General features: G+C 34.0%; 33 protein-coding genes. 21 read left to right on the plus strand and 12 right to left on the minus strand.

What is annotated here, in order from left to right; genetic code table 11:
• Nucleotides 1–12 precede the first annotated feature (12 nt).
• Nucleotides 13–1,209: a class I SAM-dependent rRNA methyltransferase gene (locus tag B2R82_RS20095; RefSeq protein WP_286926652.1), complete on the minus strand. Its 1,197-nt coding sequence runs from the start codon at nt 1,207–1,209 to the stop codon at nt 13–15.
• A 62-nt stretch (nt 1,210–1,271) separates the two neighbouring features.
• Nucleotides 1,272–2,189 carry an alpha/beta hydrolase gene (locus B2R82_RS20100; RefSeq protein ID WP_286926653.1) on the minus strand — a complete coding sequence of 306 codons (918 nt, stop codon included), beginning with the start codon at nt 2,187–2,189 and terminating at the stop codon, nt 1,272–1,274.
• Between the two features lie 162 nt (nt 2,190–2,351).
• Here B2R82_RS20100 and B2R82_RS20105 point away from each other — a divergent pair, with 162 nt between their 5' ends.
• Together B2R82_RS20105 and B2R82_RS20110 are read left to right on the plus strand one after the other, a co-directional pair.
• Nucleotides 2,352–2,831 carry a dihydrofolate reductase gene (locus B2R82_RS20105; protein WP_286926654.1) on the plus strand — a complete coding sequence of 160 codons (480 nt, stop codon included), beginning with the start codon at nt 2,352–2,354 and terminating at the stop codon, nt 2,829–2,831.
• A 192-nt stretch (nt 2,832–3,023) separates the two neighbouring features.
• Entirely contained in the window at nt 3,024–3,410 is a 387-nt protein-coding gene (locus B2R82_RS20110; protein ID WP_286926655.1) for a hypothetical protein, read from the plus strand.
• A 113-nt stretch (nt 3,411–3,523) separates the two neighbouring features.
• Here the strand turns inward: B2R82_RS20110 and trhA are convergent, their stop codons facing one another.
• The gene (trhA, locus tag B2R82_RS20115) at nt 3,524–4,159 is read right to left on the minus strand and encodes a PAQR family membrane homeostasis protein TrhA (protein ID WP_286926656.1); all 636 of its coding nucleotides are present in this window, start codon (nt 4,157–4,159) and stop codon (nt 3,524–3,526) included.
• 274 nt (nt 4,160–4,433) lie between these two features.
• Here trhA and B2R82_RS20120 point away from each other — a divergent pair, with 274 nt between their 5' ends.
• The 5 genes from B2R82_RS20120 (at nt 4,434) to msrB (ending at nt 7,939) form a co-directional block, all read left to right on the plus strand.
• Nucleotides 4,434–5,276, plus strand: a complete 843-nt coding sequence (locus B2R82_RS20120) for a DegV family protein (protein WP_286926657.1) — start codon at nt 4,434–4,436, stop codon at nt 5,274–5,276.
• 158 nt (nt 5,277–5,434) lie between these two features.
• Nucleotides 5,435–6,385: a GDSL-type esterase/lipase family protein gene (locus B2R82_RS20125; protein WP_286926658.1), complete on the plus strand. Its 951-nt coding sequence runs from the start codon at nt 5,435–5,437 to the stop codon at nt 6,383–6,385.
• A gap of 4 nt (nt 6,386–6,389) precedes the next feature.
• On the plus strand, nt 6,390–6,971 hold the full coding sequence (locus tag B2R82_RS20130; protein ID WP_286926659.1) for a YpmS family protein: 582 nt from the start codon (nt 6,390–6,392) through the stop codon (nt 6,969–6,971).
• Between the two features lie 12 nt (nt 6,972–6,983).
• Nucleotides 6,984–7,514: a peptide-methionine (S)-S-oxide reductase MsrA gene (gene msrA / locus B2R82_RS20135; RefSeq protein WP_286926660.1), complete on the plus strand. Its 531-nt coding sequence runs from the start codon at nt 6,984–6,986 to the stop codon at nt 7,512–7,514.
• On the plus strand, nt 7,511–7,939 hold the full coding sequence (gene msrB, locus B2R82_RS20140; RefSeq protein WP_286926661.1) for a peptide-methionine (R)-S-oxide reductase MsrB: 429 nt from the start codon (nt 7,511–7,513) through the stop codon (nt 7,937–7,939). Before msrA ends, msrB begins: the two co-directional genes overlap by 4 nt.
• Nucleotides 7,940–7,995: 56 nt before the next feature.
• On the opposite strand, the gene B2R82_RS20145 is transcribed toward msrB, so the two are convergent.
• Nucleotides 7,996–9,843 (minus strand): methyl-accepting chemotaxis protein, encoded by a 1,848-nt coding sequence (locus B2R82_RS20145; protein ID WP_376781250.1) that lies wholly within the window; start codon nt 9,841–9,843, stop codon nt 7,996–7,998.
• Nucleotides 9,844–10,097: 254 nt separating this feature from the next.
• On the opposite strand from B2R82_RS20145, the gene B2R82_RS20150 reads away from it, so the two are divergent.
• Entirely contained in the window at nt 10,098–10,316 is a 219-nt protein-coding gene (locus B2R82_RS20150; RefSeq protein ID WP_286926663.1) for a YozE family protein, read from the plus strand.
• 115 nt (nt 10,317–10,431) lie between these two features.
• Entirely contained in the window at nt 10,432–11,139 is a 708-nt protein-coding gene (gene deoD / locus B2R82_RS20155) for a purine-nucleoside phosphorylase (protein ID WP_286926664.1), read from the plus strand.
• A gap of 555 nt (nt 11,140–11,694) precedes the next feature.
• Here the strand turns inward: deoD and B2R82_RS20160 are convergent.
• Nucleotides 11,695–11,928, minus strand: coding sequence for a DUF3923 family protein (locus tag B2R82_RS20160; RefSeq protein WP_286926665.1), 234 nt, complete (start codon nt 11,926–11,928; stop codon nt 11,695–11,697).
• A 467-nt stretch (nt 11,929–12,395) separates the two neighbouring features.
• On the opposite strand from B2R82_RS20160, the gene B2R82_RS20165 reads away from it, so the two are divergent.
• A complete protein-coding gene (locus tag B2R82_RS20165; protein ID WP_286926666.1) occupies nt 12,396–12,869 on the plus strand; it encodes a GNAT family N-acetyltransferase in 474 nt (157 codons plus the stop codon).
• A 340-nt stretch (nt 12,870–13,209) separates the two neighbouring features.
• Here B2R82_RS20165 and B2R82_RS20170 read toward each other — a convergent pair whose 3' ends face one another.
• Nucleotides 13,210–13,647 (minus strand): VOC family protein, encoded by a 438-nt coding sequence (locus B2R82_RS20170; RefSeq protein WP_286926667.1) that lies wholly within the window; start codon nt 13,645–13,647, stop codon nt 13,210–13,212.
• Nucleotides 13,648–14,005: 358 nt separating this feature from the next.
• Between B2R82_RS20170 and B2R82_RS20175 the strand changes: the two genes are divergently transcribed.
• The 7 genes from B2R82_RS20175 to B2R82_RS20205 all read left to right on the plus strand — a co-directional run bounded on the left by B2R82_RS20175 (nt 14,006) and on the right by B2R82_RS20205 (nt 17,635).
• The gene (locus B2R82_RS20175) at nt 14,006–14,185 is read left to right on the plus strand and encodes a hypothetical protein (protein WP_054771516.1); all 180 of its coding nucleotides are present in this window, start codon (nt 14,006–14,008) and stop codon (nt 14,183–14,185) included.
• A 297-nt stretch (nt 14,186–14,482) separates the two neighbouring features.
• On the plus strand, nt 14,483–15,025 hold the full coding sequence (locus B2R82_RS20180) for a hypothetical protein (protein WP_286926668.1): 543 nt from the start codon (nt 14,483–14,485) through the stop codon (nt 15,023–15,025).
• Between the two features lie 89 nt (nt 15,026–15,114).
• A complete protein-coding gene (locus B2R82_RS20185; RefSeq protein WP_286926669.1) occupies nt 15,115–15,438 on the plus strand; it encodes a hypothetical protein in 324 nt (107 codons plus the stop codon).
• A 108-nt stretch (nt 15,439–15,546) separates the two neighbouring features.
• On the plus strand, nt 15,547–15,987 hold the full coding sequence (locus B2R82_RS20190) for a hypothetical protein (RefSeq protein ID WP_286926670.1): 441 nt from the start codon (nt 15,547–15,549) through the stop codon (nt 15,985–15,987).
• 23 nt (nt 15,988–16,010) lie between these two features.
• Entirely contained in the window at nt 16,011–16,370 is a 360-nt protein-coding gene (locus B2R82_RS20195; protein WP_286926671.1) for a hypothetical protein, read from the plus strand.
• A gap of 371 nt (nt 16,371–16,741) precedes the next feature.
• Nucleotides 16,742–17,131: a YidH family protein gene (locus B2R82_RS20200; RefSeq protein WP_286926673.1), complete on the plus strand. Its 390-nt coding sequence runs from the start codon at nt 16,742–16,744 to the stop codon at nt 17,129–17,131.
• A gap of 303 nt (nt 17,132–17,434) precedes the next feature.
• Nucleotides 17,435–17,635, plus strand: a complete 201-nt coding sequence (locus tag B2R82_RS20205) for a hypothetical protein (protein WP_286926675.1) — start codon at nt 17,435–17,437, stop codon at nt 17,633–17,635.
• A 445-nt stretch (nt 17,636–18,080) separates the two neighbouring features.
• Here B2R82_RS20205 and B2R82_RS20210 read toward each other — a convergent pair whose 3' ends face one another.
• The gene (locus B2R82_RS20210; protein ID WP_286926677.1) at nt 18,081–18,503 is read right to left on the minus strand and encodes a hypothetical protein; all 423 of its coding nucleotides are present in this window, start codon (nt 18,501–18,503) and stop codon (nt 18,081–18,083) included.
• A 546-nt stretch (nt 18,504–19,049) separates the two neighbouring features.
• Here B2R82_RS20210 and B2R82_RS20215 point away from each other — a divergent pair.
• The gene (locus B2R82_RS20215; protein ID WP_286926679.1) at nt 19,050–19,460 is read left to right on the plus strand and encodes a hypothetical protein; all 411 of its coding nucleotides are present in this window, start codon (nt 19,050–19,052) and stop codon (nt 19,458–19,460) included.
• Nucleotides 19,461–19,544: 84 nt separating this feature from the next.
• On the opposite strand, the gene B2R82_RS20220 is transcribed toward B2R82_RS20215, so the two are convergent.
• Entirely contained in the window at nt 19,545–20,273 is a 729-nt protein-coding gene (locus tag B2R82_RS20220; protein WP_286926680.1) for an HAD-IIB family hydrolase, read from the minus strand.
• 71 nt (nt 20,274–20,344) lie between these two features.
• Between B2R82_RS20220 and B2R82_RS20225 the strand changes: the two genes are divergently transcribed.
• On the plus strand, nt 20,345–21,007 hold the full coding sequence (locus B2R82_RS20225) for a Crp/Fnr family transcriptional regulator (protein ID WP_286926682.1): 663 nt from the start codon (nt 20,345–20,347) through the stop codon (nt 21,005–21,007).
• 303 nt (nt 21,008–21,310) lie between these two features.
• On the opposite strand, the gene B2R82_RS20230 is transcribed toward B2R82_RS20225, so the two are convergent.
• Nucleotides 21,311–22,507, minus strand: a complete 1,197-nt coding sequence (locus B2R82_RS20230; RefSeq protein ID WP_286926684.1) for a serine hydrolase domain-containing protein — start codon at nt 22,505–22,507, stop codon at nt 21,311–21,313.
• 53 nt (nt 22,508–22,560) lie between these two features.
• Nucleotides 22,561–22,995, minus strand: coding sequence for a MarR family winged helix-turn-helix transcriptional regulator (locus B2R82_RS20235; RefSeq protein WP_286926686.1), 435 nt, complete (start codon nt 22,993–22,995; stop codon nt 22,561–22,563).
• Nucleotides 22,996–23,350: 355 nt separating this feature from the next.
• Between B2R82_RS20235 and B2R82_RS20240 the strand changes: the two genes are divergently transcribed.
• Nucleotides 23,351–23,866 carry a DUF6773 family protein gene (locus B2R82_RS20240; protein ID WP_286926688.1) on the plus strand — a complete coding sequence of 172 codons (516 nt, stop codon included), beginning with the start codon at nt 23,351–23,353 and terminating at the stop codon, nt 23,864–23,866.
• A 5-nt stretch (nt 23,867–23,871) separates the two neighbouring features.
• Nucleotides 23,872–24,066, plus strand: coding sequence for a helix-turn-helix transcriptional regulator (locus B2R82_RS20245; RefSeq protein WP_054771536.1), 195 nt, complete (start codon nt 23,872–23,874; stop codon nt 24,064–24,066).
• Between the two features lie 89 nt (nt 24,067–24,155).
• Here B2R82_RS20245 and B2R82_RS20250 read toward each other — a convergent pair whose 3' ends face one another.
• Nucleotides 24,156–25,532, minus strand: a complete 1,377-nt coding sequence (locus B2R82_RS20250; protein WP_286926690.1) for an MATE family efflux transporter — start codon at nt 25,530–25,532, stop codon at nt 24,156–24,158.
• A gap of 25 nt (nt 25,533–25,557) precedes the next feature.
• Nucleotides 25,558–26,037, minus strand: coding sequence for a DUF6530 family protein (locus B2R82_RS20255; RefSeq protein ID WP_054771525.1), 480 nt, complete (start codon nt 26,035–26,037; stop codon nt 25,558–25,560).
• Between the last annotated feature and the right edge of the window lie 356 nt (nt 26,038–26,393).

Genomic DNA, 26,393 nt, shown 5'->3' on the forward strand with positions numbered 1-26,393 from the left:
GTCTCAATGCATTTAGTCTATTTTTTTTATAAAAACAACCTTTAAGTAATTAAATTCAGGATATTCACGTGGTACACGGAAATCCTTCGGCAGGCTGTATTCCTCAACAATTTTATAGCGTGTATGCGTTTCTTTAAAGGCCTGATCAATAAAACTTTTAAACTTTTTCATACCAAAGCTTGCGTTATTGGTTGAAGCAACGATAATACCATTTTTCTCTGTGATGGCAATCGTGTCAATTAACAATTTCGGATAGTCTTTCGCTGTTGAGAACGTTCTTTCCTTTGTCCGTGCAAAGCTAGGTGGATCTAAAACAACAAGATCATATTTCAAATGATGACGCTGTGCATATTTAAAATAATTAAAAACATCCATTACTTTAATATCCTGTGATTCATAGTCTATATTATTGACGCTAAATTGCTCAATTGTTTTAGCTAAACTACGCTTTGCAACATCTACACTTGTTGTTTTTACTGCTCCACCAAGTACCGCCGCAACAGAAAATGCTCCAGTATAGGAGAACGTATTAAGCATATTCCTATGGTCTGCGTAGTGTTCACGAATCGCAAGCCTTACGTCCCGTTGATCGAGAAAAATACCTGTCATTGCGCCATCGTTTAAATGAACAGCATAGCTCATGCCATTTTCCAAAATAATGATTGGAAATTCACCAGGAGTCCCCATAACGAAATCGTCCTGCTCCATATATTGCCCTTTAAGATCAAATCGCTTTTTCTCATAAATGGCTGTAAAGTTTACTGTCTCAGCAAGTGCTTCGTATATCATATCCTTCCATAAATAGATACCCGCACTGTACCAGCTCACTAGATAGTAAGAATCGAAATAGTCAATGGTGATACCACCTATACCATCACCTTCACCATTAAAAATACGAAAGGCTGTTGTATTAGGATCATCGAAGAAGTTCTGACGATTTGCAAGTGCCTTTGTAAATTTTCTAATAAAAAAAGCTTTGTCTATTTTTTCGTTGACATCTGTTGTTAGCATCCAACCAATGCCTTTATTTTGGATGCCATAGTAACCTATGCCAAGAAAGCGTTGGTGGCTGTCCAGTAGTCTTAATAGGGCACCTTCTTCTTTAGGAAGCTGACTAGCGTCAACAGCATCCTTTGAAATAAGAGGATAGCCTTTTTTTAATTGATCAGCAAAGGGTTTTTTAATTTGTAAAGCAATCGTATGTGTCATGTTGTCATCCTTTAAAAAGCATTTTGCTCTATTATCGCACTCTTTTATGCGAATAGACAAACTTATTTCATGAAACAAGCGATTTTTTCAGCTGTTTGTATTGTCGCTTCTTCAAAAAAGTTCATTTTGCTAAAATAGCTATGGATTAATCCAGTCATGTTGATATGCTCAACGGATACGCCTGCATCGGCAAGTTTTTGTGCATAAGCAAGACCCTCATCATAGAGAACATCCGCTTCTGCGGCAATAATAATTGTTTTTGGCAAAACACTTACATCCTCAATCTGAAGCGGGGAGACAAGTGGATCTTTATAGTTTTGTCCATCTGTGTAATGTCCTGCAAACCATTGCATCCCTTGTTTGTCTAAACCATAATGTTCTCCATAAGCACTGTAGGATGCTGTTGTAAAATCTATATTCACGACTGGGTAAATAAGTGCCTGAGCTTGGATTGCTGGGCCATTTAATGTAGCAGCTAAATAGGCTACAACCGTTGCTAAGTTTCCACCTGCGCTATCACCAGCTACGCTTAACCTTGTTGCATCCCCACCAAATTGCAGAATGTTTTCGTAAACCCATACTAAACTGTCATAGGCATCGTGAAGCGGAATAGGAAATGGATATTCTGGCGCTAGACGATAATCAACAGATACAACAATAGCCTCAGCTTTTTCTGCCAATAGCTGGCACCCTGCATCAGAAGATTCTAAATTGCCGAATACCCAGCCACCCCCATGATAATAAATAATGACTGGGAGTATTTTGTCAAAAAAAGGTTTATAAATACGAACATTTATTTTTGCACCATCACGTACAGTTATTTTTCTATCCGTAATCGAAGCAAGCTGTGGAGCCTGTGTTGACTCCCATTTTGGCACTGTTCGAATAGCACGAGCCTCAGCAGGTGTTAAATTATAATACGGAATAGTAGAGTCATTTGCTTCAATGTAGTGAATCGCCTCATTTGTTAGTTTTGTCATCATCATCCATCCTTTTTTTATATTCGATGATTCTATTATAAACTATTCATATAATTTTACTAGGATTTAAAATCGAAAAATTTATGAATGGGCAGAAATATGCTAATTGTCACAGTAAAATTTGTTTATAATAAGATGAATGAAAGTATTTGGAGGGACAAGATGATTTCTTTAATTGTGGCACATGATACTAATTATGTGATTGGTTATGAAAATGGAATGCCATGGCATTTACCTGGAGATTTACAATATTTTAAAAATAAAACAATGGGCAAGCCGATGATTATGGGTCGTAAAACATTTGAATCGATTGGCAGACCACTACCTGGTCGTCGAAATATCGTAATTTCTCGAGACGAAAGCTATCATGCAGAAGGGATTGAAACAGCAACAAGTTTAGAGGAAGCCATCGTCCTTGCTGGTGATGTTCCGGAAATTATGATTATAGGAGGAGAGCAAATTTTCCGCCTATCGATGGCTATCGCAGATCGTTTATATATTACAAAAATTAATCATTCTTTTAATGGGGATACCTATTTCCCGAAATATGAACAGGATTTTGTACAAGTATCCTCAGAAAAGCCAGAAACAGCATTAGAGGGTTATACATTCGAATATCAGATTTTTGAACGCAAAAAATAGAGATCTGCTGAATAGGTAAATCACTATAAAATTATTCCAAATGAATAGCGTTAGAGATTGGGCAATAACTTAGTAAACGCATTGAACAAGTTTGAGCTACAAAAAATCTTTATCAGATAGGCTCAGGAATCTTTAAATAAAAATTATTATGACGATAGAAAGTATATAAATATTGGTTGTAAAGATAGGGGGATGGGTGCTCTGAATGTTCAATTAGGGAGCAGTAATTATTTTAGTGTATTAAAAAAAGACGGTTTTAATCGTTTATCGGATGATTTATTTCTTAGAAACAATAAAAAGAAAGCAACGTATGAAATAAAAAAAGAAAATGGGTATATACGTCATATAGTAACGAAAGAAAATGGAGAAAAGGTAATCATTAGAGAAGTGAAATTAACCAAGAAGGAAGAAAAAGAAGAGTCTTCTGGTGACATAAAAGATATGATTACGCAAAAATTAGCCAATCAATTGTTAAAATCATTAGAAGATACACAGAACCATCAGAAACTTCTTAAAACTGGTATAGCTGGTCAAAAGGAAAGAGAAAAACAAATCTTACAATACATCATGAATATATAAAATTGTAAAAACCTAAATATTGATATTGAAGTATCATACGGCTGGTGCTCCAATATCAATGGATGAACGAAAAATCGCTCCTTTATCAAAAAAGAGCGATTTTCATTTTGTATTTATAAGTAAAAATAAACACAAGCATACATTGATCCACAGCCAGCTAATACAAATAGATGCCAGATTGTATGATTGTAAGGAAGTGAGCGCCAAGCATAAAAAATTGCACCAATTGTATAGAGTAGCCCACCTGCAAACAGTAAAGCAAAGCCATTAAATCCTAAGTAAAGGTAGATAGGCTTTATTGCAAAAATAATTAACCAACCCATACCGATATAAAAAATTAAAGAAAGTATTTCAAATCGATTAATAAAGAAGCATTTAAATAGAACGCCTAATAGAGCAAGAGACCAAATAATACATAATAAGGTAATGCCTAGAGTGCCGCCAATCGCAATTAACAGAAAAGGTGTATAGGTTCCTGCAATCAAAATATAAATAGACGAATGATCAAGTATAGAGAAAAAGTATTTATATTTTTCAGGCATGCTATGTAGCAGTGTTGACATTAAAAATAAAATGATGACAGAGGCACCGAAAATACTAAAAGTTGTTATTTGAAGCGCTCCACCTGTTTGTACAGCCGCTAAAATAAGAACAATTAATGCTGGAATACTAGCGATAAACCCAATACCATGCGTAATGGCATTCCACAATTCTTCTCTCCATGTTTTATAGTCAAATGAATCCATCATTTTAAACACTCCTTTCGCTTGTATTTTTACTATACCCCAATAATTTTCATCCTGCTATTTACATTTGTCATATCTTCAGTATCAAAAGTGTCATATAAATGTCTAAATCCATGAAGGACATTGTTAGACAAGTGCTCGACTAAGCGCTATAGTAGCAAAGGTAGCGTTTTCAAAATAAATATCATTGTATGATACCTAATGACAAATGTCATGTTTACATAATGTTTCATTAGTCTATATAATAAATTTTAATGAAGTAAAAGGATGTGTCGAAGTGGGACGAATTCATATTGTAACGGACTCAACTTGTGATTTAACTAAGGAAGAAGTATCGCAGCATGGTATACATATCGTGCCTTTAACGATTCAAATTGATGGGCAAACATATATAGATGGTGTTGATTTAGAACCACAGCCTTTTTTAGGTTTAATGAAAAACGCTAAAGATTTACCAAAAAGTTCCCAGCCTGCTCCAGGGAAGTTTAAAGAATTGTACGATGAGCTGGGTCAAAATGGGGATAAAATCATATCCATTCACATGACTGGTGGTATGAGTGGAACTGTTGAATCAGCTCGTCAGGCAGCACAAATGACAGACGCAGATGTCACAGTAATTGATTCACGCTTTATTGCGATTGGACTAGCCATTCAATTACGTGAGGCAATTAAAATGCGAGATACAGGTGCTACTGTCGAGGAAATCGTGACACGTCTAGAAAAAGTGCGCGATAATACTTATTTATATGTTATTGTTGACACGTTGGAAAACTTAATTAAGGGCGGACGAATTGGTAAAGGTACAGGCTTTATCGGATCTTTACTCAATATCAAAGTAATTGCAAATTTAGAGGGTGGGGTATACAACCCTGTTTCTAAAGTTAGAAGCCATAAACAGGTTGTAAATTACTTATTTAAACAATTTCAAGCTGATACCGCTGGTAAAACCGTAAAAGCAGTGGGAATCTCTCATGCTGATGGACTAATTACGATGGGTGAACCATTAAAAGCGTTAATTGAAGAAACAGGCTTTAATGACGTAGAGATTGCCTTCACATCACCTATTATCTCTACACATACTGGTCCTGGAGCGATTGGATTTATTTATTTTGCAGAATAATAGACAGGAGCTACTACATAAGTATTGTAGTGGCTTTTTATTTTTTATAATGCAGGGAAAAGTAGGCATTACAGTTAAAAACACTTTTTTTATGGAATAGCTAGGTATCGTCCCTTTTCATTGCAGTATGAACTATTCTATAATAGAAGAAACAGCGAATGATGGAAGGTGGTCAAATGAGCATTTGGCGAATATTAATTTTGTCAATTTTGACCGTCTTAGTACTAAGTGGTTGTGCTATATCAATAGATGAACCGAATCCGCAAGCAGAGCCTGAAGGTGAGCAAGCAGGGACGGAGCAAGATATGAAACAGGATGAGCAACAAACAGAAGACGAGGAAAAAACCTCTAAGAATATGTTGACGCAAATTTTTGAGCATTTTTTTGAGCCATCACCAGAGGATTTACGGAAAATTGATGATGAAAACGCAAAACAACTACATTATTTGGCACTGGGAGATTCATTAACAGATGGTGTCGGTGATGAGTATAGTCAAGACGGTTTTGTAGGTAGATTAACAGATTCTTTGCAAGCTTGGCCCTCTATCTCTGATGTAGAGGTCGACAATAGAGGAAAAAGAGGAAGACGTAGTGATCAGCTATTAAAATTAGTGAAAAAAGGGCATTATGATGAAGAATTGCAAAACGCACAGCTTATTTCATTAACCATGGGCGGAAATGATGTTATGAAGGTAGTTAGACAGGATTTGTTTAATTTGAAACGAGATGCTTTTGATAAAGAATTGCTGGCATATAAGGAACGCTATAGTAAAATCGTTGCTGGCATTCGTGCTAAAAATCCTACGGTACCCTTATTGCTGATTGGTTTTTATAATCCATTCTCTATCGTGACAAATGAGGCCAATGAATTTGATACAATTATAACGGAGTGGAATAATGTCATAAAAGACATTGCAAGTGGAGATACGAATGCCTGCTATGTCTCAGTGGAGGATTTATTTGATTCAAACAAAGAGCTCGTATATCATACGGATTTCTTTCATCCAAACGCAAAAGGCTATGAAAAAATGACGGAACGAATACTTGCAGCAATGGAGCAGTGTGGAATGGAACAAAAAATTAACAAGGAAATAGGCTTCGAGGAGTGACAAAATGAATAAATGGAAAATCGCATTTTTCGCCTTAGCAGGCACAGTGCTGTTTGCAATCCTCCTCGTCGTGTATTTAGCAACAAAACCTGTTGATGGAGTAATTGTAGCAAAGAGTTCGGAAGGTGAAAGTGAAGTAAAAGGGAATGTCCTCGTTGTTCAAACAACAACGAAGGAGTTAGAATCAATATCGAAGAAATATTTAAAGGACGCCGCAAAAGGATCACCTCTGCCATTGGATTTTACGATTGGTGATGATATTCAGCTAAGAAGTAAGCTAACAGTTTTTTATACAGAAATCCCAATCACTATGAATTTTGATCCCATCGTTGATGACAAAGGGAATATTATCCTAAAGCAAACAGGTATGAATGTAGGGCTGTTGAATATTCCACCTGAGACGACTATGAAAATTATGCGCGACTCGGTGGAATTTCCTTCTTGGATTACAGTAAATCCAAATAAGGCAGAAATTTATATTGATTTATCACGTATTAATATAGCTTCTGGGTCTCGTATTCGAGCAAAAGAGTTAAATTTACCAAAAGATAAAATTTTATTGGAAATTATTGTTCCTGGTGAATAAGGAGTGACATGAATGGTAAAGCAATATGCAACATTTGCAGGTGGTTGTTTTTGGTGTATGGTCAAGCCCTTTGACGAAACACCTGGAATTGAATCGGTGATTTCTGGTTATACGGGTGGACATGTTGTAAATCCGACATATGAACAAGTATGCTCTGAAACAACAGGACATATGGAAGCAGTACAAATTACCTTTGAGGATGAGCTCTATTCCTATGAGCAATTACTTGCGACATTTTGGACATTAATAGATCCAACAGATGTCGGTGGGCAATTTTATGATCGTGGGGAATCCTACACAACTGCCATTTTTTATCATAATGAGGAGCAACGTGAATTAGCGGAACGTTCTAAAGCGGATTTAGAGGCATCTGGTAAATTTGATAAGCCAATTGCGGTGAAAATCTTACCAGCTAATACGTTTTATCCAGCCGAGGATTATCATCAATATTATTATAAGAAAAATCCAATGCACTACGAGCGCTATTCGATTGGTTCTGGTCGCAAAGCATTTCAGGAGCAACACTGGGGGCGAGAAAAATGAAAAAAGAACAACGCTTAAAAGAACTAACTGACATGCAATACTATGTAACACAAGAAAATGGAACAGAACCACCGTTCCGTAATGAATATGATCAACATTTTGAAGATGGCATTTATGTTGATATCGTTTCAGGGAAACCGTTATTTAGCTCCCTCGATAAATTCGATTCAGGATGTGGTTGGCCAGCATTTACAAAGCCAATTGAAAAAGAGGAAGTAACTGAGCATTTTGATACATCTCATGGAATGCGTCGAGTGGAGGTTCGCAGTAAGGATGCTGATTCACATTTAGGACATGTTTTCCCTGATGGACCAACTGAGCTTGGAGGCTTACGCTATTGCATCAATTCAGCAGCTTTACGTTTTATACCAAAAGAGGATTTAGAAAAGGAAGGCTATACTGAATATCTTTCCTTATTTAAATAAAGAAAACTCCTAGCATGAAGTTTGCTGGGAGTTTTTTTGTGCTTATAGTGGGTCAATTAAACCTTAAACTCACTTACTAAATTACGAAGAAAGTCTGCTTGTTGGGCAAGCTCTGCGGCTGCTGCATTAATTTCTTGCATGGAAGCGGAGCCTTGTGTTGCTGCTGCTGCGGAAGTAACTGTATTAGCAGCGGATTGTTCAGCATAGGCATTAACGTGGACAAACTCACTTGCTACAGCATTGCTATACTCAAGGGTTAATGAAATTTTTTCAGCCATAGCCGTAATAATGGAAGTAGTTTCCTGTGTATGCGATAAAATATTCGCTAATGATTGATTTGTTTCATTTGTCACTTCTACTCCGCGAATAACCGAGGTTACCCCCTCGTAGTTTTGTGTAATAATAGAGGATACTTCATCCTGAATGGACGTTACAATTGTTGTGACTTCCTTCGCAGCACTTTGGGATTGCTCCGCTAACTTGCGAACTTCATCAGCTACAACTGCAAAGCCTCTTCCGTGCTCCCCTGCACGTGCAGCTTCAATCGCAGCATTTAGTGCCAGTAAATTCGTCTGTTCGGATATAGCAGTGATTGTCCCAATGATTGATGTTATGTCTGCTGATTTTCGTCCCAGTGCCTCCACCGTTGTTGTCGTCGTGGCCATTGTTTCTTCAATTGCCTGCATCACTAGTGAAGATTGTTCAACTGAGCGACTGCCATCATCAGCTGCTTGCTGCATTGCTAAGGATGCACGTTGGACAGCATTGGCTTGTTCATTTAAATGGTGCATAGAATGCTCAAGGTCACTCATTTTTTGCTGGGCACTATTCATGCTGGAAATAGTATTGTCACTATCGCTTGCAATGTCAGCTGTAGCATCTGCAATATCCTGAATAGTACGAGCATTTTCATCCGCTAATGACATTAATTCCTGACTGCTACTAGAAACATGATCTGCAAGCTCACTCACACGTTTTATGAGATTAGATATGGATTCTATTAAAGTGTTGGTGGAAGAGGCAATCGTTGAAAATTCATCATGATTACGTACTTTAACGCGTCTTGTCAAATCGCCACCAGCCTGTGCAATATCCAGAATCGACTCGTTAATTGCTTGTGTATTATTTTTTAATGATTTAAATAACATATAGCCAAATATAATGATTGCAATAAAACCGATTACTGAAATGATAAAGAAAGAAATAATAGAGACATTGACTTGCTGGTTCAACTTATTTAATTTGGTTTTATTTGCTTCATCCATCACTGTATTGATGGATTCGATATTTTTATCAATATGTGTTTTCATCGTTTCGCCAACAGCGCCCATCATCAGCTTTCTTGCTTGCTCCAGTCCAAGCTCATCACGCATCGTCATGACTTTTTCAGAGTAATCGAGGTAATTTTTATAATATTGACCAATTGCCTGCATATGTCCAAGTTCAAGCTCTCGATCTGAGAACTGATCTTCTAATTCCTTAATTTTTTTATTTATCGAGTCAATTTTCATATGATATGAAGTAGAATAAGTGCCGTTACCAGTAATTAAATAGGTTTGCTCTAAATTTGTGAGCCGTGCAATTTCATAAGCAAGCTGATTAACTGTTAATTGCTCTTGGACATTTTTCTCAGTAAAATCATCCATTTGTCGCTGAAGATTACGTATATCGACATAAGACAATATACCCATTATTCCATTAATGATAATTAGAAGTGTAAATATAATAAGCACTTTACCCCGTATTAAATGATAAAAACGTTGTCGTTTTTCCTTAATAGGAGGGAGATTATGCCTACTTTCCTCTAAATCAGTTGCTTTCTCTTTAGCAGAAAAGCTAGTTTTAAAGAGAGACGGGCGTTTTTTCGCAGAGTTACTGGTTTTTTGTAAGTTTTTCATCGCCATCACCTTCCTATTTTCAAATAGTCGATTTCAATTTTATCTTATTTTACTAGATTTTTCTAGATATTATTTCGCAAAATTTTCATTTTTCAGATAAAAAAACCTATTAAACTTCTACGTCTCAAGTCGAAAGATGTGAAAAAAATAGTCAATAAACTTAAATAGGAAAAAATACTTAATAGTTATTTTTATGACGAGAACATAATTTTTTGATAAACTAGCGGAAAACAGATTAGTTTAAAAGGGGAATTTCTAGCATGAAAAAGAGCTTTTATTTATATGTATTAACTTTCCGCGGTGGAGATTGGTCTGATCAGAAGGTACGATTTGCAGAGGAGATGTTTCATGAGCATAATTTCCCAAAGCAATGCACAGATTTTGAAGAGCTTTCAACGTATATTGAATCGTTTGCAACAGACAACCTTACTACTGAAGCATTTGATGAATTGTGGGCATTATATGTCGAGCAAGGGTGAGACAAGGAAAGAAATGCATGAATTTATTTTAAGTTGCTAGACGTCTAGCATTGATTAAATAACAGAAACACAGTATTATTTAAAGTGATAACTGACAGAAAAGAGGGATTGCAGTATGAGTGTTCATATTAATGCAAAAAAAGGCGAAATCGCTGACACAATTTTACTTCCAGGAGATCCACTTCGTGCAAAATACATCGCAGAGACGTTTTTAGAGGATGTAACTTGCTATAACGAAGTACGTAATATGTTTGGTTATACGGGAACATATAAAGGCAAACGTATCTCTGTACAAGGAACTGGGATGGGTGTGCCATCAATTTCCATCTATGCAACTGAATTAATGCAAGAATATGATGTTCAAAAATTAATCCGCGTAGGTACTTGTGGTGCAATTCAAAAAGATGTAAAAGTACGTGATGTCATTTTAGCCCAAGCTGCAACATCTGACACACGTATGAACCAAATTATTTGGGGCGGTGCTATCGACTTCGCACCAATCGCTGACTTCGACTTATTATTAAAAGCCTATAATGCAGGTAAAGCGGCTGGGCTAAACCTACAAGTAGGGAATATCTTCACAGCTGATTTATTCTATTCTGATGAGCATCAAAACGAAAAATTAGCACAATACGGCGTACTAGCAGTTGAAATGGAATCTGCAGCACTTTACACATTAGCCGCAAAATTCGGCCGTAAAGCACTTTCTGTTCTAACAGTAAGCGACCATATCCTAACAGGTGAGGTAACGACTTCAGAAGAGCGCCAAACAACTTTCAACGATATGATGGTTGTTGCGTTAGAGGCTGCTATTCAAGAGTAGTTGATATAACAGGGTTTTAGCGTGTTTTTTAATAGTTGACATTTAAGCAAGTGATCAAAAGCGACGAAAAGGAGACCATTTTCAAGATTTCGTCAAATAGGTCACTTGCCTTTATTTTCTCATGCTCAATGGGACATTTTTGTTCTTTTTATATATTTACTTTTTTCTTCATCATATCTAAGTTCAGTGTTTGATACGTGGCTTGCCGTTCTTAGCAGTTTCTAATTCTCAGTAACTTGCAGAAAAAAATTAACTCATCACCACTTTATGGGATTATATGTTCTGTTTGGAGCCGGAAAATTCGAATCAAACATTTCAAGAACACCCAATGGCTCAAAGTAATTGTAAAATTATCATACAGCAAGTGTTTTACCATGATCGTTGAATTTATTATCAAACAATTGAATTTGTTTAGCCATCATCTTTTTCTTTCCAAAATCCAGCTAACTCCTTACAGATTTTTGGAATTTCATTTTGTAAAGAATACTGACAAGAGTACATACAAAAAAGCCACTTATTTAAGCGGCTTACACAAAAACAAAGAACAACGTTGAGTCATGATAATCTTTTTGTTAAATTTTTATTTGTACTTTTTCTAACAAAATAAAGAAAAATCAATTGAAATAGTAAAACAACTAAAACAGCAATACCTAAAATAACGAATGTTATCATTTTAATTTCAGGTGTTTGAACTACACCTGCTCCATCAATATTTCTTGCACCAACAAATACTGCAAGAGCACTGAAAATTAATATCCATACAATATTTGTGGCCCACCATATTTTCATACCCATAATGAACATCCCCTTCCTTCTTGCTTGCAGTTTCCTTTAATGGTTTAATTATATCAATTTAACCTATTATTAGGAACATGCTATAGGCTGTGTTATTTCTCAGCCTTAAGACGGATTGACTAATTAAATGAACAAAAAAACAGACAACTCTGTTAGTTATCTGTTTTATTTCCGACCATCTTCTCATACAAAACTTGCCTCAAATTTAATCCCAATATCATCATCTGTGGAGGGGCGAACCGCGAAAGAGAATGTTCAGTGCCATTCTATAGGTGGTTGTATGGAAAGAGAAGTCTTCCACAATCAATAGGCATGGTGAACCAACATTAGATAATTGGTTGGAATGATGAATGAAATAATTGTCCAAATAATATTTAGATGAGGTATTGTTAAACTAATATAAAATTGTTTTAATGTTAATATTAGTTTAAATAAATTTTTACATAAATAGGAGGATTAAAATGGAAATTCGTTCAGTTAAAGGTTCAGACTACTATGTAATTTCACCTCTAATTAACGAGTGGTGGGGTGGCAGGAATATGTCTGATAAGCTACCAAAATTATTCTTCGACCATTTTGCACAAACAAGCTTCATTGCAGAAAAGGATGGTAAACTTGTGGGTTTTCTAATAGGATTCCTTTCTCAAACTCATTCAAATGAGGCGTATATTCATTTCGTTGGAGTTCATCCTGAATACAGAAAGCATCATATTGGAAAACATTTATACAATAAATTTTTTAATGTAGTAAAGCAAAGTAATCGAAGTATCGTTCGGTGTGTAACGTCACCTGTCAATAAAGTTTCGATTGCGTATCATACCAAAATGGGTTTTGAAATTGAAGATGGAGATAGAATTATTGAAGGTCTATCATTAAATACAGACTATGATGGACCAAATCAAGACAGAGTTTTATTTGTAAAAAAATTAGATTAAATTCTTGCTTCTTGCTGAACTAACTAGGGCTTAGGGTATTAAAACAGGTGACTTTTGGTGACCAAATAGTCCCTAACTGGTGATAGAATGTGATTTTTAATGAAAAATTGCGACATATTTCAATATAATAAATACCGTTATATCAATACTTTAATAGCTCTTGATTTTCAATAATAGCGGTCGCAATTTAATGATATGAGCGTTGTTGCGTTTGAGTCTGCTACTCATGGGTAGTTGATATAACAACGTTTTCAGCATATATAAGAGCAACCGACCAAAACCTGTCCATTTTGTAGTCGGTTGCTTTTTATTTTATTTTCCTAGGTTCTATCAATACAAACTATTCTTTTCTATCTAATTTTCCTTTAACATTTTCAATTACACTATCAAAGCTTTTATCAGAATCGATACTCTCAGTTATTGTGAAAATATATCCATCTGGATCTTTTATAGTTAATTCTTTTGCATTCCATGGAGTAACTGTTGGTTCTTGAATAATAGTTGCTTTGTTTTCCAGCGCAGATTGATAAATATTATGAATATTATTAGAGAATAAATTAATAATTACTGAACTGGAAGCGTTGACCTTTTCATCCTTTATTAACATCAAATCTTGGTACTTTTCCCCTCTTAAATGTGTCATTGATATTGTTCCTTTATCGTCTGGAAAATCAAACAATGAATCAAAATCTAATACGTTTTTATACCAGACTTTCGACTTTTCAATATTTTTTACTTTTAACTTTACAAATAAAGGCATTTGATAAAATTCATGCATTTCCGTTTCCTCCTTTAGGTTTATACAAATAACCATAAGGGTTTACGAGACGTTAAAGTCAACAACAAAAAAACAGACAACTTTGTTTGTTATCTGTTTCACGATTTGTATTGGAATGTTTCCCTTGTTTGATTAGTTCCTCAAATGCTTCTTAATTTCTTCCATCGTATAACCTGCTTCCTTAAATTTTGGGTTGTTTGTTCGAATCTGTTCAATTTAGTTATTTGTGAATAATCAAAAGAGTCGTATTTGTAGGAGCAAATATGATGTGATCAATCCGTGAAAATGGTCACAGTTAGTAAATTAGCAGGGAATCCTTTCCTTTTGTCGAATTAATGCAGAGAAAGGAGAGAATTTTATGGCAAAACCAAAATGTCCTGAATGTAAAATTGAGGGATTAGAACACATAGTATCTGAAGATAGTAATGAAGAGTCTGAAGATGGACAACCGTGGTTTAATGTTGCTTTTTGTAATAACTGTGGGCATGTATATGGTATTTTTAACAAATATTCGCTTAATCCTTTTGATTTTGACTAATTTGAAGTTCTAGAAATCTCAACTTTTGGTTTTAAAAAATTATAAAGGTTATAAAATCAGCACCTTCCACATAAATCAACTAACGAACAAAGGAGTTTTATGGCTGGCCATATTAAAAGATTGATTTCGTTTACCTAGTAATTGTGAAATTGAAATAAATTAAAAAAATGGAAGAATACTGCTAAGATATTTAATCTAAAAAATAGGACTTAAATCAGTAAACAGGGCGTGGGGATAAAAAGCATATTTTCTATTCTGTTGGAGAAAATATTCCTAAAAGATTTAGGGGCGATAAAATTGAACAAAAACATTTTCTTACTATTATTGTTATTAATTTATATACCCATTAATGAAACTGTAGATGCAAAATCAAAAGATTCCCCACAACCACTTGAAGAATTTCTTCCTGAAATAGGATATAAAACTGTAGAATCTGCGTTAAAAGATTTTGAACAACATTATAAAAAAGAACTTAAGCTTCCACTTAGAGTACCACCAATAAGTTTTACTCATTATTTTGGAAGATTTAATGATTTTGATGGTTCATTTGAAGTAACAATGCTAAATGACCGACTTCCTCAAAATCATTTTAAAATTGATGTTCGTCCAATTCAGTATAAAATCCCTTTTGAAAAGTATATTTCAAATGCGTTTAAGTTGAAAGATGGAAGTGATGCAGCATATATAGACAATCCGAAATTTGGATTTAATATGTTGGTCTTTGAAAGAGATAATTGGCAGTATGTGTTTAGTATTGATCAAGATGTTTCTGATAAAGTAACATCTGACGAACTTATCGAAATAGCAAATTCTATGGATTATCCAAATAAAAAATATTAATTAAATTAAAGACAAAGGAATAATTGTCTAAATGGAACGTCACTAGTGCATTTTGGTTAAAAAGGAATAAATTCGAGATGAGGTAGAAAATGAGGTACATGATCATATTGTTCATTACAATAGTACCGATATTGGTTTTAATCAGTTGTAAGGAGATAGATGGCGATTTGGTAGGAGCTAGTGTGACATCAGATGATGCTAAGGCAATAGCTACAAATAATTTTAATCTAGCTACAATCAATAATGTTGAATTAAGACACTTAAGCGATAAGGAGTTTGACAATATCCCCTTTGATGAAGCAAAAGATAAAACACCTGTTTATTTTGTAATTAAAGGAATTGATAAAAATAAAAAAGAGGTAATTGTATTTGTAAATTCAAATGAAAAAAGATTTAATTATATCAAATATTGAGTAGGTTGGTTCACTATAGAATGTTCATTTAGGACAATCAGTCTTGTGCTAACGGTGCGATATCATGGTGTTATGGTAAGATTATGGAAAACACAAGGGGCTAACTCAATGAATAAAAATTTCGGCAAATATAATGTACCACCTACACTCCAAAAATTAATTGACATTCAAAATGTTCTAGCTGACCCTGAACAAATTTATCTTGGGCTTCGTTTTTATCTTTCTCTTGAGAACTTTAGATATTTTAATACGCCTAGCGATGTAGTCGTATTTGGAAATATTGGTGTAGATGGTATTCACTTTGGATTCCTGACAGATTATAGTTCTGTAACAAATCTTGAGTCAGCACGGATTGTTTGCATTTGTCCTATGGATTTTGAACGTCCAACTCGTATTGTTGCTAACAATTTACGTGAATTTTTAAGAGTAAACATGACTGACAGTGAGTTGTTTTATAACCAGTTTGAAAGTGAAGTGGATTATTTTTCTATTAAAAAACGTGGAGTGAAGAAGAAGGTACATTTCATCTTTCTGAAAATGATAAATTAGTTCAAGAGAATGTTACAAAGCTTTTGATAGAGAATCTAGAAATACCTACTATTGACAATTCGTATGAATATGTTAAAAGCATTGAACTGGATAGGCAAAGTAGAGTATGTATTCAAACACAGGATGGACTGGGCGTTATAGCTCCACTTCTTAAGGGTGATAAGCAAACACTATTCCAGATTCAAAAGCACATTGAACCCAATTTGGAGCTTTTGAAGAATTATCTTTATTCCGCACCTGTCGCTTCAAAACTTGCATTATTTAGGGATATTCAGCTTAATTTTGTATTGCAAGAACATCTAGAACTACTTGAAACGGTGGTGGAGGCAATGAATAAAATGGGACTTACCGATGAAGCCAATCGGTTATCCGAAGATATTTAAAACAACCATCTTGAAATTAACAAGTTTTATTTGTATCAATTTAGTTTTTCAAATACATGCCGGGATCGTATATTGTATAAATGAACTGGCTCAGTTCCATACGAATAGCTCTTGAATTCAGTTGATACTTAAAGCTGCACCTTGGAAACCAGCATATATAAGGACTCGAAAAAATTGCAGGGAAAGCTGTACCATAAATTTGTCACCCTTGCCAAAGGTTATAGTAAAAAATGAATGTTTACTACGTCTGCTTTAGTATCTTTGTTAAAATAAAAAAAACATAAAATTTAATTAAAATTCACTCGACGCTAGTGAAAGTGTAAGTATATTTATATATAAACATGACTTTAAAGAGGTAGTAGGTGTTATAGATGTCAAATAACCCGCTAGAACAAGAAGTAGGAAGTAAGCAATTAAAGTATGCCCAGCAACATTTAGCCAATGAAAGAACATATTTAGCGTGGATTAGAACAGCAATTTCAATTTTAGGTGTTGCTTTCTTAGCAACAAGTTTACACTTTGCTATTGGGACTGTTCGGAATTTTTGGGTGGATTTTTTATCAGCAATCATTGGTTTGTTGGCATGTCTATTTGGATTATTAATTATTTTCACAGCTACAATTAATTATTCTGCCAAGAGAAAACAAATATTAAATGAAGCGTTTATACCTTCTAATAGACATATTGTTTGGATATCTTACTTTTTAATTGTATTGATCTTGATGGTAATAATCTACTTTATAATGATTAGTTTAGCTTAGATAACGGCTTTTGAGTAATTCATTATGTGATAGCTTTTTCTAATGGCAGCTTTGATTTATAAAGAGATTTTCATAAATCTTATATCAAGGGTTAGAAGGACTAATAGAGCAGAAACAGATAACATCAAAAGTGGTGATAGATTACCTTTGAATTGTAAGATGTGGTAATGGTAGGCTGTAATTTGGCTTGACAATAATAGCTATTTGAACAATAGAGACGGCTATGAATAATGCCATATCTTGTTTTTTAGTAAATGAACTATTGCAAAGTATTTAATTGGTCTACCTAAGGAGGGGTACTTAATGAAGCTTTTAGATAATAATTTTTTTATTTTGGCTTTTGTAATTGCTATTGCATTTGTCAACCGGCCTGTGGTCATTGATTTTAAAGGTATAATTTATTTTTCCACTTACATGGTTATTTTAATCTTAGCTGGATTCGCTACAATTAAGCTTTTATTTAAAATCTATGATATTGCTATTTTAAAATTAAGTAAGAACTGAAGTTTATTCTTTGCTGTCAAAATCAACTGATAATGAAGTGATTCTAAGATAGATTCTGTTTCACTAGGCAGTTGATTTAGTTCAAGTATAGTGTGCTGAACCCTAAAAGATCTATCTTTTTTAGGATTTAGTTAGTAGGAAGAAAAAACGTCTATTTTAGCAATGGAACAGCTCGATGAACAATTTAATCCTCGAACTGTTCCTGAAGTTCCAATGTTGTTGCAGATACAGTTACCCCATTAGAAATAATGAGATCCTTCACTATTTCGTTTGTTGGCTGCCAAATGGGTTAATTGATTTGATTCGAGTATTATTGGTGGCGGTTCTTGGGGCTGACGCAAGGTGCGAATCAACAAAAACATTAGATGGAGATAGGACACTGGTGATATATGTAAGTGGACTTAAGCAATACTATCATTACTGATTCAAGTTTTGTTCTCGGCTTTTATATAAATAATGTAAATTTCTTTTGCACACTATTTACGTATTCTTCAATTTTCCTCTCATTAACTCCCAGTTCTGCGAGGATCCTTTTTAGCCCCTGGGGACCTTCACCTTGATAACCAGAAGAGAATCCACCCTTTACAACTATTCGACCATTTACTCCATTAAATGCTGTTTCATAGCCGTATATTTCATTTATATATCTATGATCAATAGATTTAATTTTCCCGATTAATTCAATTGTTTTTCTAACAGCAGTTATCGCTTCTTTTGTATGGACATCTTCAATCGTGATATTCATAGTATTATTCCTTTCAGACACATCTTGTTTAATCTTGTTAAAGGCATTTTCATAAGCATTTCTAATCTCTTCGATGTTATACTTTTGATTGAATAATGCAGTGCTTTTTTCTAGAGTAACCAACGACTATCTACCTCTTCTTAAGATAAAATTTCCTTTTCATGGATATAAATGTATCACATTATTTTATAATAAAAAATAGACAATTAGCTTATATTTTTAATTCACAATAAAGACTATATTCTTATTTTATTCTAATACAAAGGATATAGAAGAGTGTAAATACATTGTTTAAAAGCAATAAGGAAACAATTTTTACTTAAATTCTATTAGAAAGGCATTCATGAAGTAATGTAATCAGTATAAAATTATTTTGATAGCATAGTCATATCACTTTAGTGCAATAGTATTTTTTGTTCCGTATTTTATTCAGGTTGGGTTGAATATTTAAGGAGATGGAAATAAGATACTAGGAAAGAGATACTATTATAATTAACTTAAAAACTGAATGATTATTCCTAAGTCAATTTAGAAAAAAAGGACATAAACCCACTTTATTGTATTGAATATTCCAGCGCTATTTAGCTTAGTACAAACACAAAACTAAATGTCCCATCAATTCCGTGTGGCTGATAAAAAAATCATTATATATGCAGGGGTGGTTTGAGAATGAAAAAATTTAGAGGTATGATTTTAGTAGGGCTTTTAGGAATAATCCTTTCAGCATGTTCTGATAAAGAAGACCAACTAACAAGAATAGATGTTCAAAAAGTAAATGAAGAAGGAAACTATGAAGACATTCAGATAATTGCCGATAAAGAAAAGATAAATTTTGTAGAACAATCTTTAGATAATGTGAGGTGGGAACCTCAAACAGAAGCAATTATGGCAAAAAAAGAAGATGCTTTAGTTATTGCCTTTTATACATATGATGAAAATATGCCTGAACGACTTAATGAATATAAAATTTGGTTTGAAGAAAATGATATCGTAACAATTATTAGTAATAAAGAAGGTGAAGGCTATGGAAGGTTAGATAAAGAAAATGCTCAAAATCTTCAAAATATCTTATTCAATTAATCTTACATGCAATGACCTCCTATAGATTTTGATAGGAGGTCATTGCTTCTTTGCTAACTGGATGCCATCTTCAGATTATAGTGTCTACTCCTCTAATTTTTTCATGATTTTTCTTATTGTAGCAGGAATTTCTGCTCTATTAATCGTTTCAGTAGCATAGTCTTGGACATCATGATTTCCAATGCAAACACTATGAATGGCATGTTCAAATAAACATTGATCATTACTGTCATTTCCAAACGCAATAAATTCATCAATCTTTAATTTATGAAGCCCCTTCACTTTATTCACACCAAGTGGACTAATATCAATTGCATGTTCATTTTTATATGTTACAACTGAAACAGGTAATTTTAATATCTCATGTAGCACCTCTTCTGTTGGGTGAAACAGGATCAGCTTACATATTTGTTGCAATTCAGCAATATCACGATTCTTAGCTCTTGTTTTATCAATATGTATGTAAACTGGGTGGTTGGTATCTCCTGTAAACGCATAATCCCAATCACTATCAGCTAAATAAGTTAATTGATTTGAGCGAATACAAGCGAAAAGCTGTTGTAAAATATCATTTTTAAAATATTCTACTTGAATATTCCCACATTCAAACGTGAAAGCTCCGTTTCCGCCAACCATGGGCAATTGGCGAAACTGCTCAGGTAAGACTGGTAGTAGATCACGAATAGGTCTGGCAGAAGCAAAGACAATTTCATGCTTAGCTTTTAATAATTCATCGAAAACTTCACAAATAGACACATCAATTGTTTTTCCATCGAAACAAATAGTTCCATCAATATCAAATACAAATTTCATATCATCAGCTCCTGGTTCGAGTATAATGTATAGTAAAAATATTTAGAAGGACAGATGTCCCGGAGGTAACAATGCAGTTCGAAACATTTACTCAAATTTATGGTTATACTTTTCAAAGGGAGTTCAAAAAGAATGTAGAAATCCGTAGGTATGACTCAAATGACTATATTTTAAAAGTGGGAGAAGCTATCACGGGTCTCTATTTTTTATTAGAAGGGAAATATTATGTTTCTAGTCCTGAAATCACAGGGAAGGAATTGTTATTAAGATACTGCCAAAAGCCTGCCATTATGGGGGATGTTGAAATCTTTCAAAACTGCTTGATTCAGTCTAATTGTATAGCTGCAGAGACATGTCATTTGCTATTTGTACCTTATGCTCTTTATGAACAACATTTAAAATATGATAGTGCATTTACACAATTACTTTTACAAGAGCTGGCATATAAACTTCGGACATGCACGATATCCTCTAGAGTGAACGCTCTTTCCTCTGTTTCTACACGTTTAGCTGCATATTTATGTACAATTGAATCGACTTCACTTTTTAAGGAATATATTATGACAAACACACTGGATGAGGTGGCTTCACTTATAGGTACAACAAAAAGACATTTAAATCGGGTATTAAAGCAGTGGTCAGATGCAGGAATTATTCAGCGGAAAGAAGAAATGATTCAAATTATCAACTGGAGTAAAATTGAGGAGTTTTCAGAAAATGTTCGATTTGAATAAGTCGTAGAGTTATATTTACATTCAAATAATAATCAGTGGCATTTTTTTCTATGGTATTGAGGTGATAAATATGTACATTAATGAGGTCAGTAAAAATGTTCACTAACAAAGTACCCAAAAAGTTAGAGTCAATAATCTAACTTTTTGGGTACAGCACCTTATTATGAAAAACAAGGTTTTTTCGATAATGGATCATAAAAAACATCTCTTGTTTTTGGCATAGAATTTGGTTTGATTACAAATCGAATTAACCCGTAGTTCTAATAAATGCTCTTTAATACAGGGACAACTTTTATGACTATATCAATTAACCTTTTGATAAGGTAGTTCAACTCCTTCATCGATAAATAATTGATTCTCAACATCTACATAACTCATCGTATTGCGTACCCAATAATACGATTCATCTATTTTATAAAGCGGCACAGACAACTGATGTTCAAATGAAATCATAAATTGTCTATCCTTTATGATTGTAAATCTTGTGTTAAGTTCATCTGCTAATTCATATTGACCTGTAATATCATCCTCATTAGAGAGCGATAAAATTTCTAAATGTTTTGGTGCGTCTACAGAATATTGTATTCCCATTATGTAATTCATAATTTCTTGTTCATATTGAGGGAACACTTCTTGATTCGTTGCTAAAACAACAATATCCTTTGTGGATGTATGAATAAAAGCTTGCGCTGAACAACCGAACCATCCACCTGTATGACCAACCCAGTCACCTTGAATGATAAAACCATAACTATAATGCTCAGCGATTTCTATTGATGTTAACATGGATTTCATACTCTCTTTGCTAATGTACTGACCTTGCAAAAATGCTTTTAAAAACATTGCTACCTCTGCCACTGTTGCATAAATACCACCGTCACCATATACATTATTAAATTTTTCACTTTTGTTGAAATATGGGTCATTATTTGCCTTTTTATATCGTTGCTCCTCATAATCATACATATGACCTTGTGCTTCGTATTGTTTTTTAGGCTGTGTTGTTGTACTAGTCAGATTTAATGGTCTTGCAATATATTGTTGTAAACATGTTTCATACGATGAGCCGCTGACTTTTTCAATAATTTTAGCAAGTAAAACATAATTCGTATTGCTATAAGACCAATGCTCATTCTGTGTATGTTGTGGTAGTGCCATTTCAACAAATGTTTCAACACTTATTATAAAATCTTCTGTAATATATTCTGGAATACCAGATGTGTGTGTAAGTAAGTGTGCAACTGTTACATTTGCAAAATGAGGTACGTTAAACCATTTTGAAATTTTATCTTCTAATTGTAGCTGTCCTTTCTCAATTAGCTGAAATGTCATTACTGCTGTATACATTTTACTTAACGACGCTAGATTAAATTGTGAATTTCTAGAAATAGGATGTTGCTCTGAGATATCTTGATAACCAAGATAATACTGCTGGATTTGTCCATGTTTCTCATAATAAACTGCACCATTAAACGAGATGTTTTTAAGTAAATCTTCCACTTGTTAACCTCCTAAATAAATTAGATATCTAACATATTAGATATGAAGAAATTTTATAATTCCTTCATCGCTATCCCCTTTAATTTTCCAACAATGCGTTCTAATTCGTCTAACTCTTTTGATGAAAGTTTGCTGTAAATTTTATCTGCGATCTGCTGTTCAACATAATCTTGCTTCGAAAAATACTCTAATCCATTTTCAGCTAACGTTATAAATACTTCACGGCGATTTTGTAGATTAATTTCTCGTCTGATATATTTATTCTTTTCCAACTTCGCTATTAATTGGCTAACTGCACTAGAGCTAATATTCATTTCAATCGCAATTTCACCCACCGTAATACGTTTTGCTAAATACACAATATCTAATACAACTGCTTGTTGTGTTGTAATGCCGCTATTTAGATATTGCTTATAATGTTTATATATCAAACGGTTTATCATATATTCTGCTTCATTAATACGCTTAACCTGTTCATATAAGGACAAATAATCACCTGCTAATATGTTAGATGTCTAATATATTAGCAAGTGATTTGTCAAACGTCAATCTTAAATAAAAAAGTCATAAAATCAGATATGTTTACTAATTATACAGGAGGTAAAAAATCTGTCATTCAGTGGTAAACTCAATGGTACAAAATATGTCGGCGTTGGTAAAAATCGCTGGCCGTAATCACTTGTTTTTTTGTTGAAGTAATTGTATAAGTCATTGGAGTTTGCTACAGGCTATTTTAAGAAATTTCTTGAAAAGTTAATTATAATAATCTTATTGCAATGTATATATTGCATAATGACGAATATAATGTATAATAGAATTATAAAATAGGGGAGGGGAATTAAAATGATTTGGAACTCGAAACATTTGGATGAACGTGTGAAAAACCTGCAAAACAAAATCTATAAAGAAATCTATGTGATTGTTATTATTGCCTGCATAATATCCATCCTATATAAATTTACGACAATGGAAATGTCCTTACAAAATGTAACAACAGAATGGCTCATTATTTTAATCACATCTATTTATTATTTTATAAGATCGGCTTTTCTTGGCATTTTTACTGATGAAGTGGAGCTACACGATAGTAAGCATAAAGTTAAATTAAGTACTAAATATATTATACTTGGTGTTGCGATGGGCATGTTTTTTGCCATTATTTTAGGTATTAACAGTGCATTTAACTACGCAGATAGTACTCAAGAAGCCATCTATTTTTTCTTTCTTGTATTCTTTGTTTCATTGTTTATGTATGCACTATTTTTTGCAGGATTTTTAATGTTGATGTATGCAGCTGCTAAAAAGAAGAGTGATAAAGTCGTGCAACATATTTTAGAAGAGAAAGATAGCAAGTGGTGAAAAGTGTGAAAAACATACGTTTGAAAATGGCTCGAACAGAGCATGATCTTTCACAGGGAGAGTTGGCGGAAATAGTAGGTGTTACTCGCCAAACAATTGGTTTAATTGAATTAGGTAAATATAATCCGACTTTAAATTTATGTATTGCCATATGTAAAACATTAAATAAAACCCTGGATGAATTGTTCTGGGAAGAGTAAGCCTAGTCGTGTACATTGTCAAACAAACCAGGGACTCATATGGAGCCCTGGTTTTTCATTTTTCTTGATAGGATATGGTGAATATTGGATTAATCGCTTAGCATTGCTTTTAAAGTTCGTTTTTGCCAGCCTAGCTTGAAGTATGCATACTGTAGCACAAAATGTACGCAGAAGGTAACAGGGTAGGCTAACCAGACACCATTTAATTCGAGTGAAGTGTGGTGTGATAGTATAAACGCTAATGGCACCTCAACAACCCAAATGGCAATAACTAAGAAGATGGTTGGCCATAAAACTACTCCTGTAGCCCTCATCGTAGCTGAAACTGTTTGTGTATGTCCAAAAATTAAATAGCTCCAAAATGTGATATATAAATAATCCTTAGCAATTAGCACAGTATTATGTGAATCTATAAATAAAGATAGGATAGGCTCCGCAAATAAATACATGATTAAAATAATGGCGCCGCCTAAAATATAGTTAATACGCACACCTAAGAGACGAATTTTTTTGATCATTTCCGTAGAGTTTGCACCAAGAGCTTGGGCAACAAATACTGAGGTTGCAATCGCTATACTCATCGCTGGTACTTGTGCATAGCTGGCTACCTGATTAACCACACCATAGGCAGCAGTAGCATCTGAGCCATAGACATTTACAAAGCCAATAACTGCAATTTCCGCTACAGAAATTGCCACCATACTAATACTTGATGGAATCGCTAGTTTTAATAAGGAAACTAAGATGCCTTTCTTTAATTTGAAATGCTTTAAAATTGATTTGTCTAAACGCAGTAAATGCTTTGTTTTGTGCAGGTATCCTAGTAATAATAGCATCGTTACAAGATTGGATAAAACAGAAGCATAGGCAGCGCCATTTAAGCCAAACTTAGGCAGTCCTAACCAACCAAATACTAACGGAGGAAGAAATGCGATATTTAAAACTACACTGATGACTAAAAATAAAAAGGGTGTTTTTGAATCGCCAACACCGCGCATAAAGGTTGTATACACAAAATACCAAAACATAATTGGAAGTGTGAAAAATAATATTTGGGCATAACTAATGCTCTGCTCTAATATGTTGGCGGGTGTTTGCATAAAGCGTAAAATCCATTCAATGAAAAAGCCTCCGAAAATGGCAACAGCAATTGATAATATTGTCGTAAAGGCGAGGGTTACCCCGACAACCTCCTTCATTTTCTCATGATTGCCAGCTCCGTAAGTTTGCCCAACCAAAATTGAGCTCCCTGAGCCAATGCCAATCGCAAATGCCATTAAAAAGAAGAAAAATGGAAAAAATGCAGAAATTGCTGCTAGTGCATCGACACCTAAATTGCGTCCAACAATAAACATTCCAAATACCTGTCCTAATGATTGCAAGACATTCGCTAGCATAACAGGAATTAAAAAGTTGAAGAAAGATTTTTGTAGTTTTTTATCATCTTGTAGTAGCTGTTCGTTCATTATGTTATCTCCTTAAGTCATGACATTAATAGCCCATATCCTTTAAAATACGTGATAGTGTGCGTAAACGTTCTCCAATAAGTTCACCATTATCACTCAATGCTTGTTGAAAGAGCTGAATATCCTCATTAATTTGTTCATTTTCTGTGCATACTTCCACTGTCATGGCATCACCTTGTAAGCCAACACGTTTAAGTACTGGGTTGCTTTCATCATATAAATTTTCATAGCGATAAGCATCCTTAAAATAAAGCTGGGCTTCACACACTAAAATAGCGAGGTCAAGTACACGATGAAGAGGAAGTTCCTCCGATTGGCGAGACCATTTACCACCAGTATGACGCCACACCTTGGCAGAAATATCAACCTTCCCTCGATCGTTCCATTGAGCTAAGCCAAGTGATAGGCCCTGTGCATCAGTATGATAGGCAGTACGTCCATCAATATTGGCGTAGTTTTCAGCCACAATTACTGGTTTATGTTTTAAATGCGTAGGTATTTTCATTTGTTAAAACTCCTTATTCATTTATATTTAGTAATTTAGTAAATTACTGCGTTAGTAAATATAGCATTGGATAAATGATAAGTCAATTATTTATGGGGCTAAATCAATTTGAAATAAAGAAATGTAGAGAAGTCTTTAGATTTGCTTGGAGCGGTTTCAGTAGGGAAGGTATATCATAGTATTGAAAATAGAAATAAAAAAAGACAACTACCTATTGCCGGTAAATGTCTAAAAGGATTTAAAAATTTCATATGGTAAAATCCACCACGCTAACTTTAATTCTGAAAAATAAATTGTATCGATTATGAACAGTAGGTAAAGAAAAACTTCTTTACATAGTGTTGAAAAACTAAATG

The organism is Lysinibacillus sp. UBA6686 (assembly GCF_002455205.1).
GTDB lineage: Bacteria > Bacillota > Bacilli > Bacillales_A > Planococcaceae > Lysinibacillus > Lysinibacillus pakistanensis.